Source organism: Bradyrhizobium sp. th-b2 (assembly GCF_000426785.1).
In the GTDB taxonomy this organism is placed as follows: Bacteria; Pseudomonadota; Alphaproteobacteria; order Rhizobiales; family Xanthobacteraceae; genus Bradyrhizobium; species Bradyrhizobium septentrionale.
Window position 1 is genome coordinate 1 of the sequence record NZ_AUGA01000104.1, and the last position, 12,704, is coordinate 12,704.

Genomic DNA, 12,704 nt, shown 5'->3' on the forward strand with positions numbered 1-12,704 from the left:
GTTCGCGGCTGAAGGTGATGGGGTTGGCTTTGCAACCGAATCCTACGCCGCATTAGCGCTTTACACCACGCTCGCCAGCCTCTCAGGCGCCCTCTGACGAATAAGACGGGCTAGGTCGGGGACTCTCGGACTCTCCAGGCTTTGCAGGCTAGGTCGGCACCGGAATTGCAGCGCCAGTCCTGTGCCGCTTTTCCACTACAAGCTGATCGATAGTCGGATTGTGACGGATCGAGGAGGCCAGATCTCCTTGATGCAATATCTGCGCAGATCGAGGCGATTACTTCAAGCGCGAGTACCAGCGACGGCCGCCTGATGCTCGAGAGCAAGGATGACATGCGCAAGCGCGGGATGCCGAGCCCGGACGAGGGTGACGCAGTGGCGCTGACGTTCTCGGAGCCTGGTGGGGGCCCCGGTGGTGAGTAACAGCAACTTCAATCGGCCGCTCGAGTATCAGGACATGGGAATCTGCTGACCGGGCCGGACGGCAAACGCGTGCCTTCTTGCACGCTTTACCCGACGAACGAGTTAATTCTCCAACGAAGATCGGACAAAAGCTTTGAGGCTGTCATATCGTGCAATTCGACCTTTGGTTCAGTCGTCATCGCGACGTTAGCGAGGGATGTCCGTAGCTCTGAAGACGGAGGCATGCCGACCGTAGTGGCGAGCACTTTAACGGCGCGTCGCTGCTGTAAACTGTGGTTTGCCAGTAGGCTCATGTTCTGTGGATGAAATCCAAACCCAAGATAAATCACCAGCTGAGCAGCTTCCCACGCTGCAGAAAACTTTTGCGGGTCATGCATCACCTCATTGTCGGTGAGAGTACGAATTCTATCAATTTGACCCCATAAGTTGTTTTGCGGCGCCGCGCCGAAGACGAGATTGCTTCCTGAATCCCGAAATATTGGTCCTAGCCCTCCATAAGGCCGAATGATGTTCAGATTCTCTATCGCAGCTTGTGCATCGGGTAACGTGACCTCAAGTCGCCGAAGTGACCAGAAGAGATAATGCTCGATGCACCGGTCATAGTTGAAAATGACAAGCGTGATATTCTTAAAGGCATGCTCGACGATCTGACTTAGCTTATAGCCAGTGATTGCCATGGAGAAGATCTGTTCTAGCCATCCGTCTCGCCCTGCATCATGTTCTAAGCCCTTGCGCGATTGAACCCGCAGTGGAGATGATGCCTCTGCCATGAGAATAGCGCGCATGTTGCATCTATATTTGATCCCAGGTTTTCGACCTTAGCGACGGCCTCGCTGCTGCTCCAGACAGAACCCATTGCAATGAGCGAGTTTCGAAACGCAAAAGCGAAGGCTGAGAACTCCTCCGCGTGGTCAACGCCATATTTGTATATGAACTGATCAGAGAGATCTTGATTGCCTCTTTTGACGATTCCTCGGCCATTAACGCCGAGATGAACTGCTCGATTTCTTTCGCCCGGTCAGCATAGGCATTCGTAAACCAGACAAGAGTCACTGCTGCTCCCGCAGCCGCGATCCTGCCAGAATGCTTGTAGTGCAAGGCGACTAACAATTTCCTGAAGACGTTCTCAATGGCGTCAATGGCAAAGTCGCTGCCAGTAACCATCTTCAGGTCGCTGAGCACATACCCTGGCGGTCTTTGGACACCTTCATCTTTCAGAAACGAGCGCTTCTCGTTGCTGGTCATCGGGCGCACCAGGCTTGGGAAGTTGTTGCCCATCGAGGTGAAATATTTCCGTAGATCCTCTTGGTAAACTTCGAGGTCATCTCGCGTGTCGCGCAGCCTAACCAGAACGGCCATGGCATTCTCATGATGGCGGCTGCTCTGATTGCACGCGGCACAGGCAGGAAATTCGAAATCTTCCGGACCAACCCGACCGTTAAACAAGGCGCGAGCCGGCTGGTGATCAATGTCAGCCGTACGCTCGTTGCCCCCGCAAAAACAGCAGCGCGGATGAAGCGCCAGAAACCGCGCTTTTCGAATCTTCTTTTGCCCCATTGCGGCCTCCCATCGGACTCAACCCCAACGGGCAGGCGAACGCAATTCCTCCCTGGAAGGGAGGGGATGGATTTTTTAGCAAAGCAGGTGCAGGCTGTCCGTGGGCCTAGTAGATCAACGAGCGGCGCGGCAACGCCTTCGGCGTTCACGGCATGAAATGGGACGGGATAACGATAGCCGGTTGCGCCACAATTGCACTTTCCGTGCTGATCCTAATTGTCATCCTTATGATGTAGTGGGGCGCTCCCCTGCAAGAGAGGAAAAGTGAGCAATTTTACTCAGACGAGAGCCGAGCCGTGTGCTGATTTAGCAAGCACCGGAGGATTGCTCTATGCCAGAGATTTTCTTTCGCATCGGCATTGTCGTGCTGGGAATTTGCCCGGTCGCCCTTGCTGCATTTGCTTTGTTCATCTGACTACCTAGCCCGCCCGCACCAAACGGGCTGGTAGATGGCCCCAGCAACCGCCTGCCCCTACACAGGCCCCCAAGTTGCTGGGGCCATTCTCTATAAGGACCGCCTCATTTAACGGGTCCGCAGCTGAGCGCCCTAATTTGTCGCGTGAGATGATGGAGGAGCGCCGCCCATGAGCCTCGCCTCCCGCAACAAGATTGATGTCACCGTATCGATTGCTGCCGACGTAATCGCCGCAGTCGAGATCGTGCCCCGAGCCCGGCCGCCGCTGGCGTGGCTGTTCGCCGGCAAACAGGCCTCGTCGGTGCTTGAGGGGCTGCCGCGGCTCTTCGCGCTATGTGCCGCTGCGCAGCAATCTGCCTTACTGGCCGCGATCGAGGCGGCGCGCGAAGAAGAGATCATCCTCGCGACAAAGCAGCATCGTATTACCTTGGTCGTTGCCGAGCGTATCGCGGAATTGCTGCGTGGCCTCTTTGTCGGTCATCTTACGCCGAACGTCGGCAGTGCGGCAGCGGTTCGATCCGTGATGCACGGAATATCAGTGTTTATCGGCAGCGAACAGCCAATCCGCGGCCCTGCTCGACGCGAAGCAATAGCGCGAATTGGGGCCGCGATGGCCGCGCTCGGCATAACGAGAGAGGCTGGCGCGCTGAAGTCCGGCAGCCCGTTCGCGCTTCGCATTGCAGAGCTTGATGAGGTCGACTTGAAGTCAATTTCGATCGAGCACTCGTTCCTGTCCGTTGCCGACGACCGCAATATCGTTGAACGGCTACTCGCGGACGACGACACGTTCTGCTGTTGTCCGGATCTCGAGGGGCATGCGCCCGAAACGGGGCCGTTGGCGCGCCAAATGACGCGTGATCGGCTTCCGCCGGGCCGGCCGGGTGCGGTTGAGCGGCTGATGGCCAGAATTACGGAGATGGTTCGGCTGTGCGCTTGGCTCGAGGCTGGTGCTCATCTCGAGTCGGCGGAACATGGGATCATCGAAAGCTACAGGCTAGGTCCTGGCCGTGCAGCGGCAGCAGTCGAATGCGCCAGGGGGCGCCTCTATCACGCGGTTGAGCTTGATCCTCGGGGCCGGATATCCCGCTTCGAATTCCTAGCGCCGACGGAATGGAATTTCCATCGGTGCGGACCACTTGTCCGGGGCCTTCGGGGCGCGGTGCTGACGGCGAGACCACATTAGGAAGGGGTTCGTGCGGTGATTGCATCGCTCGATCCTTGCGCCGGGTTCACGCTCAATTTTCGCGAGGTTGGCGATGCATGAAATGGCGCTTTGTCTGGGCATCATCGAAATTGTCGAGGAGGAGGCGCGTCGCCGATCGATTTCGCAGGTGCGGAGCATCTGTCTGGAGATCGGGGCCCTGAGCCATGTCGCGCCCGAAGCTATTAAGTTCTGCTTCACAGCTGTCGCAACACGGACCGTCGCCGACGGCGCGGTTCTTAAAATCATCGAAGTGCCTGGCATGGCCTGGTGCATGGCCTGTTCGAAGAGTGTCGAAATTGCTCTGCGCGCTGAGTGTTGTCCTTACTGCGGCAGTTATCAGTTGCAGATAACGGCAGGCGAACAGATGCGCGTGAAAGAGCTGGAGGTCAATTGATGTGTACCGTATGCGGTTGCAGTGAAGGAATGTATTCGACCGGACGCGTCGAAGTTCATGATGCGCAAGACCACTGGCGCTATCATGCTCGTGTGCAGGACGGTGATCGCCACGGCGCCCATGTGCATGGTGATCAAAGCTTGCTGCATTCCTACCATGCTCGCCAAGAACATGCTCGCCATCATCATCCTGGCCATCCGCAGGCTCATGATGGGCAGGCCATTCAGAGCTGCGGGGCCGGTGCGGCTACCTTGAAGGTAGCGGACACGAACCGCGAGCGGGTCATTCAGGTCGGACGCGACATACTTGGCAAGAACGATAGGATCGCGGCGGATAATCGCGCGCTCTTCGTGGCCGATGACCTGCTGGCGTTTAATCTTGTGTCCAGTCCCGGTGCAGGCAAAACGTCGCTGCTCGTCCGCGCCGTGTCCGAGCTCAAGCGCACTCGCCCGATCGGGGTCATCGAAGGCGACCAACAGACCTCGAATGATGCCGAACGCGTTCGCGCGGCTGGCGTGCCGGTTGTTCAAGTCAATACCGGCAGGGGGTGCCACCTCGATGCTTCAATGATCGGCGAGGCCTACCGCCGCTTGCCGCGGCTCACGCGCGGTATTCTCTTCATCGAGAACGTCGGTAATCTGGTCTGTCCCGCAGCCTTCGACCTAGGCGAAGCCTGCAAGATCGTGATGCTATCGACCCCCGAAGGTGAAGACAAGCCGCTCAAATATCCGGATATGTTTGCCGCTTCGTCGCTCATGCTGATTAACAAGATTGATTTGACATCATTCCTTGAGTTCGATGTGAGCAAGACCATCGAGTATGCAAGGTGCGTCAATTCAAGGATCGAAGTGCTCACGGTCTCGGCGCGTACTGGCGAGGGTTTCGGCGCGCTCTATGCCTGGATCGACAATCAGGCGCATCAGAGACTCGCCGAGAGGGACACAAGGCGATGAGCGCCGCCCCCACCTGCGGCCAAACTCGGCTACGCGTGCGCGTGAGCGGAGCCGTGCAAGGGGTCGGATTTCGTCCTTACGTCTATGGCCTGGCCACGCGGTACGGATTGGCGGGGTTTGTCGTCAATGATCCAGAGGGCGTTACGATCGAGGTGGAGGGTAACCGTGCGTCGGAGTTTGTCGCCGCTTTGCCGCTTGAAGCACCACCACTGGCATGCATCGACCACATCTGCGTTCAGGAGACCGGAGCGCTCGCGGCGAAAGACTTTTCGATCGGCACCAGCGAAGGTGGCAAGTCGTCAACGCGGATCGTCGCCGATGCCGCGACCTGCCAGCTGTGCATCAGTGAGTTGTTCGATCCGAAAAGTCGCCATTACCGTTATCCCTTCATTAGTTGCTCGCATTGCGGCCCGCGCTATACCATCTCCGAACAGCTTCCCTACGATCGCCGAAACACGGTCATGAAGGCCTTTAGGCTGTGTGCCGCCTGCGTCAGCGAATATCTCGATCCGGCGAGTCGCAGGTTCCATGCGGAGGCGATCGCGTGTCCGACATGCGGCCCACGGCTCAGCCATGGAATCAACGCTATTGTCGCGGCAATCGTCGAGGGCCAAACCGTGGCGATAAAGGGGCTGGGCGGATACCAGCTGCTTTGCGACGCGCGCAACCAGGGCGCGGTGCAGCGTTTGCGCGGCAGAAAGCGGCGTCTTGAGAAGCCATTCGCGGTCATGGTCGGTTCCATAGAGCGGGTCAATGAGATCGCGGAAGCGAATGAGCCCGAGTTCGCGCTACTCGAATCCGTAGCTCGTCCCGTCGTCCTTCTACGTTCGCGCCATAATTTAGCACCCGCGATAGCTCCCGGCTTATCGCGGGTAGGTGTCATGCTGCCCGCGGCCCCGCTGCATCACCTCATCTTTCAGGTGCTTCGTTCGACCGGAGTATCGCTTGTGGGGACTGGCCCCGTCATCGTTGCCACCAGTGCCAATCTTTGTGGCGAACCGCTGCTGATCGACAACGCGCAGGCGCTGCGGCGGCTTGAGGGAATCGCCGACCTTGTCGTGACCCATGATCGCGAGATCCTAACGCGTGCGGATGACTCCGTCGTGTCGGTTGTGGCGGGCCGCCCCCAACGCATTCGTCGCGCCCGTGGCTATGTTCCAGAAACCGATCCGGCTTGCGAGATCTGTGCCGTCCGTACTCGCTGTTGGCGGTGCGTTGAAGTCGACCATCACCGTCACGCGGAACAACGAAGCGTTCGTCTCCCAGCATATTGGCGATTTCGATACGGCCGAAAGCATTCGTGTGTTTGAAGAGACGATTCGTCATCTCACATCGATTCTTGACGTCGAACCTGCCATCATCGCCCATGATCTGCATCCCAATATGGCGTCCACGCGCTTTGCGGAGGCAAGCGGCCGCGCGCTGGTCGCTGTCCAGCATCACCACGCGCATGCTGCCGCCGTCATCGCTGAGCACGGTCATGCGGGACCTACGCTTGCCCTGGTGCTCGACGGCCATGGCTTTGGCTCGGACGGCGGAAACTGGGGTGGCGAGCTGTTGTTGTGCGAAGGAACGAGGTGTCGGCGCATCGGACATTTCGCTCCTCTGCAAATGCCTGGTGGAGATCGTGCTGCGCGCGAGCCGTGGCGCATGGCGAGCGCAATGTTGCAGTTGCTTGGCAGGGGAACCGAAATCGGCCATCGCTTTGCAGCGCAACGCCAGTCTGAGCGCGTGCGCGCATTGCTAAATCAGCAGGGCGGGACCATCACAACCAGCGCGGGCCGGTTGTTTGATGCGGCGGCGGCGCTGCTGGGCATTGCGAGTTTGCAGAGCTATGAGGGCGAGGCCGCAATGAAGCTCGAGGCGCTGGTGCGGCGGACTGAGATTCTCGATGCCGGCTGGACGATGGATGGCGGCGTGCTGTCGCTTCGTCCGCTTTTTGAGCACTTGATTACAGACAACGTAGGCGCCACGGACGGAGCGGGGCTGTTTCATGGCACTCTCGCCGCCGCTTGCATTGACTGGGTCACGCGCTTTGCGCGAACAACCGGCGTCAATACCGTCGTCCTAAGCGGCGGCTGCTTTTTGAACGCGGTGCTGGCTGACCAAATTACGCGCGGGTGCAGCAGCGCCGGTCTCACCCCGCTGATGCCACGGCAGGTACCTCCCAATGATGGCGGTTTGAGCCTTGGCCAGGCGTGGATTGCCGCCCTGCGGATTGCTGAACAGCGTCAGCCCTGGAAGGAACAGTCTGATATGTGTCTTTCGGTCCCGGCTAAGATCGCAAAAATGCTTCCCGACGACATGGCGATCGTATCCATAGATGGCGTCAGCCTGGAAATATCGATCGCACTCATCGACGAGCTCGACGTCGGCGACTGGGTCCTCGTTCATGTCGGCTACGCGCTGGCCAAGATCGACCCGATCGAAGCCAAGCGTACGTTGAAGCTCCTGCAAGAGCTAGGCAGTGCAGCACCGGAACTCCGATCATGAAATATGCCGACGAATTTCGCGACAAGACCTTGGCGCAGGGAATAGCGCGTGCGATTGGCGCCGAAGCTGGTCCGCATAGGGCCTATCGGTTCATGGAATTCTGCGGCGGACACACACATGCGATCTCCCGCTACGGCCTGGTGGACTTGCTGCCCGCGAACGTCCGCATGATCCACGGGCCTGGTTGTCCCGTCTGCGTTCTGCCCGCGAGCCGGATCGACATGGCGATCCGGCTCGCCGAGCGCCCGGGGGTCATCCTGTGCGTTTACGGCGACCTGATGCGCGTGCCCGGGTCGCAAGGACAGTCATTGCTGGGAGCCAAGGCGCTAGGCGCTGACATTCGGATGGTTTACTCGACGATCGACGCTATTCGGCTCGCCGAACAGGCGCCGAGCCGGGACGTGGTCTTCTTTGCCATTGGATTTGAGACTACGACGCCACCGACGGCGGTGATGATCCGGATTGCCGAGAAGAAGCGGCTGAAGAGCCTCAGCGTGTTCTGCAACCACGTGCTTACACCGTCCGCCATGCACAGCATTCTCGAGAACCCGAAGATCCGCAATATCGGCGGGGGCGCAATTGATGGCTTCGTCGGGCCTGCACATGTCAGCACCATCATCGGTACGCGACCTTACGAACCTCTGGCAGAACAATTCGGTAAGCCGATCGTGATCGCGGGATTTGAACCGCTCGACGTCATGCAGGCGATCCTGATGCTGGTGCGGCAAGTGAACGAAGGCCGCTGCGGCGTGGAAAATCAATACAGCCGTGCGGTTACGCGCGAAGGCAATCAGCGCGCCAAGGACGAGGTCTCGCAGATATTCGAACTGCGTGAGCAGTTCGAATGGCGTGGACTTGGACTCGTACCCAAAAGCGGACTGAAGCTGAAGCGGGCATACGCGAGATTTGACGCCGAGGCGCGTTTTGCGATGCACGAACTGCGTGTCGCTGACAATCCAGCGTGCGAGTGCTGCGCAATTCTGCGCGGCGCCAAGCGGCCGGTCGACTGCAAGCTGTTTGGAACTGCTTGCACGCCGGAAAATCCCATAGGAGCCTGCATGGTCTCATCGGAGGGCGCTTGCGCCGCGTATTGGACGTATGGCCGAGTTCGCGATGATCAGCTGGGACGGTTGTCATGAGCGTAAAGGCCAATCAACGCAGACTTGATGTCGAGAACGGACGCATTGATCTTTCTCACGGGTCCGGGGGCCGTGCCATGGCGCAGCTAATCTCGGACATTTTTCACCGAGCCTTCGGTAACGAATGGCTCGCCCGCTGCAATGATCAATCGGCGTTTGATGTTGCAACAGGCAGAATGGTGATGACGACGGACGGCTATGTGGTTTCACCGCTGTTCTTTCCTGGCGGCAATATCGGGTCACTCGCTGTGAACGGCACGATCAATGATGTCGCTATGGCCGGCGCGCGTCCGCTCTATCTATCGGCTAGCTTTATCATCGAGGAGGGGTTCCGATTTTCGGATCTGCAAACGATTGCGGATTCGATGGGCGTAGCGGCGCGCGACGCCGGCGTTCCTGGCCGATGCGCTCGATCTCTCGGCCGACAAGGCAAGGGTTGGCGACCGTGTCCTGGTGTCCGGTAGCCTCGGCGATCATGGGGTGGCGATCATGTCAAGGCGCCAGAACGTCGCCTTTCAAATCGAGATCGGCTCGGATTCAGCCGCGCTGCACGACCTCGTAGCCGTCATGGTTGCGGCCGGTGGCAGCGGTATCCGGGTGATGCGTGACCCCACGCGTGGCGGCCTTGCCGCCTCGCTCAACGAGATTGCGCATCAATCGGGCCTCGGCTTCCGTCTGCAGGAAGCCGCCATTCCTGTGAAGCCTGCGGTTGCGGCGACCTGCGAACTCCTTGGGCTTGATCCGATCCATGTCGCTAACGAGGGCAAGCTCGTTGCGATCGTCGCGCCTGATTCTGCTGATGCTGTGCTTGCAGCCATGAAGGCGCATCCGCTCGGGTGCGATGCAGCTGATATTGGAGAGGCGGTAGCTGACGATCACAAGTTTGTGCAGATGGCGACCAGTTTCGGTGGCGGACGAGTTGTCGATTGGCTGTCGGGCGAACAATTGCCTCGGATCTGTTGAACATGTCACGCCCAACTGCGGCGGGCATGAGGGGGCACGCATCAGCGGTTATTAGCCATTCAAAAAAATGAGCTAAAGTCTACGACCTGCCCAGCTGGCGGACTGTGATGCTCGCTCTTCCAGAAATTCGGCAAGGCTGGATTTTCATTTGTGGCATTCCCAAGCCGCGAACCCAGTCCCAAGCGTTTTATTCATGCGCCATCCGTCGCACACCCAAAGTCGTTGCTCCCCACTTGACACTTCGAGGTTAAGGTGAGGCGAAAGGCGCTCTTACGAGGCTCTTTACAGCGCCTTGGCTCAAGTCGCGCCGCTTAGTTTGTAGCCTAGTGTCGCACAAGAGCAGCTTAGAAATAAGAGATCATCGATCTGCTCCCCTGAATCTCGGCGGCTTAGGAGAAGGCACTGACACCGAGGTCCGTGCATTCGCCGACCTCGTGCATAGCCAACGCGTGATTCGCAGGTAATGAGATGAGAATAGGTTTGGTCCAGAGCGGAAGGACCCTGTCATCGCGGCGAAGGTAGTTCTGTAGACGTTTTCAAGACGCCCACGGATCCGTTATATGATTTTTTCAGCGCGGGTGCCATTGCGGTCGAGAGCCTGTTCGCGTCGGCTGCGGAGGGCTCGATCGTTGAGCTCAGCGAGTATGGTTATCTAAGCCACTCAGCATCTTGCCGCATCTTGTTTGAAATCCTGCGCAGCTGGTCAAAGATCGCTGAATTCCTGCGCTATTGTGGCGCTCGCGTCGCAGTATCGTTACGTACTTCCGATTAGAAAGCCGCTCCAGGCAGGCAGTTTTCAAATGAAGGTCGGAGTCCCCAAGGAAATCAAGGCGCACGAATATCGCGTGGGCCTTACCCCTGGAGCTGTCCGCGAATACGTGGCGGCGGGCCACCGCGTGATGATCGAGACCGATGCTGGCGCGGGCATTGGCGCGACGGATGAAGATTATCGCAACGCCGGCGCAACGATTCTGGCGTCCGCAGTCGAGGTATTCGCGTCGAGCGAGATGATCGCAAAGGTTAAGGAGCCTCAGCCGTCCGAATGGAGCCAGCTGCGGGAGAGCCAGATCCTCTTCACTTATCTGCATCTGGCCCCGGACCCCGAGCAGGCCAAGGGGCTCCTAAAATCTGGGTGCACCGAGATCGCCTATGAGACCGTAACTGATGAGCAAGGGGCCATTGCTGGCGCCTATGAGCGAGGTCGCGGATAGGCTTGCGATTGAAGGGGCGGGTAGCGCCCTGAGGCGTAGTGCTGGCGGACGAGGGCTGTTGATCGGTGGAGTGCCCGGTGTTCAGCCGGCCCGGATCGTGGTGATTGGAGGTCGCGTCGTTGGTACGCACGCGGCGCGCATGGCGATCGGTTTGGGTGCAGAGGTCACCATCATCGACCGCTCGATACCCCGGCTCCGCGAACTGGACGAGCTTTTTGAAGGGCGCGTTCGGGCCAGATTCTCGACCATCGACGCCGTGGAGGAAGAGGTATTTGCGGCCGATGTTGTGATTGGTGCGGTACTTGTTCCAGGTGCGAGCGCGCCGAAGCTCGTTCGGCGGGGTATGCTGAGTTCGATGCGTAAGAGGGCGGTGATCGTGGACGTCGCTATCGATCAGGGCGGCTGCTTTGAGACATCGCACCCAACCACTCACGCTGATCCAACCTGCGAAGTGGATGGCGTCATTCATTATTGCGTGGCCAATATGCCCGGCGCCGTGCCGCTGACCTCAAGCCAGGCACTGAATAACGCCACGCTGCCGTTTGGTTTGGCACTGGCCAACAAGGGGTTTGTCGCCGCGCTCGAAAATCCGCACCTGCGCGCGGGCCTCAATGTCCATCGGGGCCGGCTAACTTACAAGGCCGTGGCCGAGAGCCTCGGGTTGCCTTTCTCACCGATCGAACAGGCTGCGGCCTGATCCCAGAGGCCCTTACGGGCGTTTCCTCCCTGACTTGGGCCACCCTTCGGGGTGGTTTTTTTCGGCTCGATCAATTTGCTAACCAGCGCGGGCGGATGTTTGAAACGCGAAGCGAAGCCGGGGAACACCAGATGATCGCGCTTGGCTTTCAGTTGCCCCATGATGCGAGGCAATGTGCCTTTGCCCGTACAGGGCATATGAATGCAGGTTACCGGTCATCTTCGGGGCTTGAAAAGCGGGTGCCGCGGCACCTAAACGCCGCGATCATCGGAGTGACTTTGTCTGGCGCGATCGCCGCGACAGTTTCTGGCTCTGCGGTGGAGATGTGCGTCGTGCCGGTGTAACCCCCGCCGGTTGTTCATCGTGGCGCTTTAGTCGAATCCGCCGCCATTCCGGTGAGCAGAACCAATAACATGGGGCCCGGCCGACCTGGCGGCGGAGCACTCGGGAAGAGGCGACCCGATCGCAGCCGCGTGACCGCGGCCATGGGAAGGATCGCGCCATAGGGCTGGCGGACGCAGTTCACGTGGTTGGCTGACCGCCGTCATTGATCGTGCGCGCCACGGCACCGAGATCAAGCCACTATGATTCCGAATGTAGAGTTTGCGACACGCCGTCGAGGCGGCGACATGCGCTCTGGAAGATAGCCGAGGCAAATCAGCCCAGACTGATTGGCACGAGACTTGAAGGCAAGACGCTGTCCCGCACCTTCTGCTTATGGAACCGCAGTGATGGCCTACAAGATAATCGCGTCCCAGTGCACCGTCTGCGGTGCGTGTGAGTTCGAATGTCCCAACGCTGCGATTAGCCTGAAGAACGACATATATGTGATCGATCCGACCAAGTGCACCCAATGCGAAGGAAATTCTGACGCGCCGCAGTGCGCCGTCGTTTGCCCGGTGCCCGAGACCTGTGTGCCGACATAGGGAATTAGCTGATGAGTGGGGCCCCGGCGCGAAACAGAATGAAGACACCACTGAGAGCGGCAGCCTACCGGCTTCGTCGATCGATTCTCTTACGCGCTGGCCCCGAGTGGTCCTAACTTGTGGGATCAGTTCGGAGAGGGCGCGCCGGAACTGGTTGGAGTTGTCTTTGCGCGAGCGGAGCAGGCAATGGTAGCTGTAGAAGAGACGGTCGAGCGCGTCCGGCGCATCGACGTTGACCAGTATCGATATGGGTTTGAGACGCAGATCGAGTCCGACAAGGCCCCGAAGGGGCTGTCGGAAGACACCGTCCGCTTCATCTCTGCAAAGAA

At 59.0% G+C, this 12,704-nt stretch carries 9 protein-coding genes and 3 pseudogenes; 10 read left to right on the forward strand and 2 right to left on the reverse strand.

Features of this window, described 5'->3' with window-relative positions; translation table 11 throughout:
* Window positions 1-509: 509 nt before the first annotated feature.
* Complete coding sequence (locus tag K359_RS0143600; RefSeq protein WP_156929024.1) at window positions 510-1,208, reverse strand: hypothetical protein; 699 nt, start codon at window positions 1,206-1,208, stop codon at window positions 510-512.
* Window positions 1,209-1,215: 7 nt separating this feature from the next.
* Window positions 1,216-1,980: a hypothetical protein gene (locus K359_RS0143605; RefSeq protein WP_156929025.1), complete on the reverse strand. Its 765-nt coding sequence runs from the start codon at window positions 1,978-1,980 to the stop codon at window positions 1,216-1,218.
* Window positions 1,981-2,564: 584 nt separating this feature from the next.
* Here K359_RS0143605 and K359_RS55410 point away from each other — a divergent pair.
* The 10 genes and pseudogenes from K359_RS55410 (at window position 2,565) to K359_RS60060 (ending at window position 12,375) form a co-directional block, all read left to right on the forward strand.
* Window positions 2,565-3,578 carry a hypothetical protein gene (locus K359_RS55410; RefSeq protein WP_245284908.1) on the forward strand — a complete coding sequence of 338 codons (1,014 nt, stop codon included), beginning with the start codon at window positions 2,565-2,567 and terminating at the stop codon, window positions 3,576-3,578.
* Between the two features lie 73 nt (window positions 3,579-3,651).
* The gene (gene hypA, locus K359_RS0143615) at window positions 3,652-3,993 is read left to right on the forward strand and encodes a hydrogenase maturation nickel metallochaperone HypA (protein ID WP_029084745.1); all 342 of its coding nucleotides are present in this window, start codon (window positions 3,652-3,654) and stop codon (window positions 3,991-3,993) included.
* The gene (gene hypB, locus K359_RS0143620; RefSeq protein WP_029084746.1) at window positions 3,993-4,946 is read left to right on the forward strand and encodes a hydrogenase nickel incorporation protein HypB; all 954 of its coding nucleotides are present in this window, start codon (window positions 3,993-3,995) and stop codon (window positions 4,944-4,946) included. The genes hypA and hypB overlap by 1 nt, the downstream gene beginning before the upstream one ends.
* A pseudogene (gene hypF, locus K359_RS63750) lies at window positions 4,943-7,175 on the forward strand (carbamoyltransferase HypF); the annotation flags it as partial. The gene hypB and the pseudogene hypF, both read left to right, overlap by 4 nt.
* Before the next feature lie 75 nt (window positions 7,176-7,250).
* Window positions 7,251-7,439, forward strand: coding sequence for a HypC/HybG/HupF family hydrogenase formation chaperone (locus K359_RS63755; RefSeq protein ID WP_234583993.1), 189 nt, complete (start codon window positions 7,251-7,253; stop codon window positions 7,437-7,439).
* Window positions 7,436-8,578, forward strand: coding sequence for a hydrogenase formation protein HypD (gene hypD / locus K359_RS0143630; protein WP_029084747.1), 1,143 nt, complete (start codon window positions 7,436-7,438; stop codon window positions 8,576-8,578). Before K359_RS63755 ends, hypD begins: the two co-directional genes overlap by 4 nt.
* Window positions 8,575-9,541, forward strand: a pseudogene (locus K359_RS55420) (AIR synthase-related protein). The gene hypD and the pseudogene K359_RS55420 overlap by 4 nt, the downstream one beginning before the upstream one ends.
* 800 nt (window positions 9,542-10,341) lie before the next feature.
* A pseudogene (gene ald, locus K359_RS55425) lies at window positions 10,342-11,449 on the forward strand (alanine dehydrogenase).
* 131 nt (window positions 11,450-11,580) lie between these two features.
* Entirely contained in the window at window positions 11,581-11,793 is a 213-nt protein-coding gene (locus tag K359_RS0143650; protein WP_156929026.1) for a hypothetical protein, read from the forward strand.
* A 387-nt stretch (window positions 11,794-12,180) separates the two neighbouring features.
* Window positions 12,181-12,375 carry a 4Fe-4S binding protein gene (locus K359_RS60060; protein WP_084518765.1) on the forward strand — a complete coding sequence of 65 codons (195 nt, stop codon included), beginning with the start codon at window positions 12,181-12,183 and terminating at the stop codon, window positions 12,373-12,375.
* Window positions 12,376-12,704: the final 329 nt, after the last annotated feature.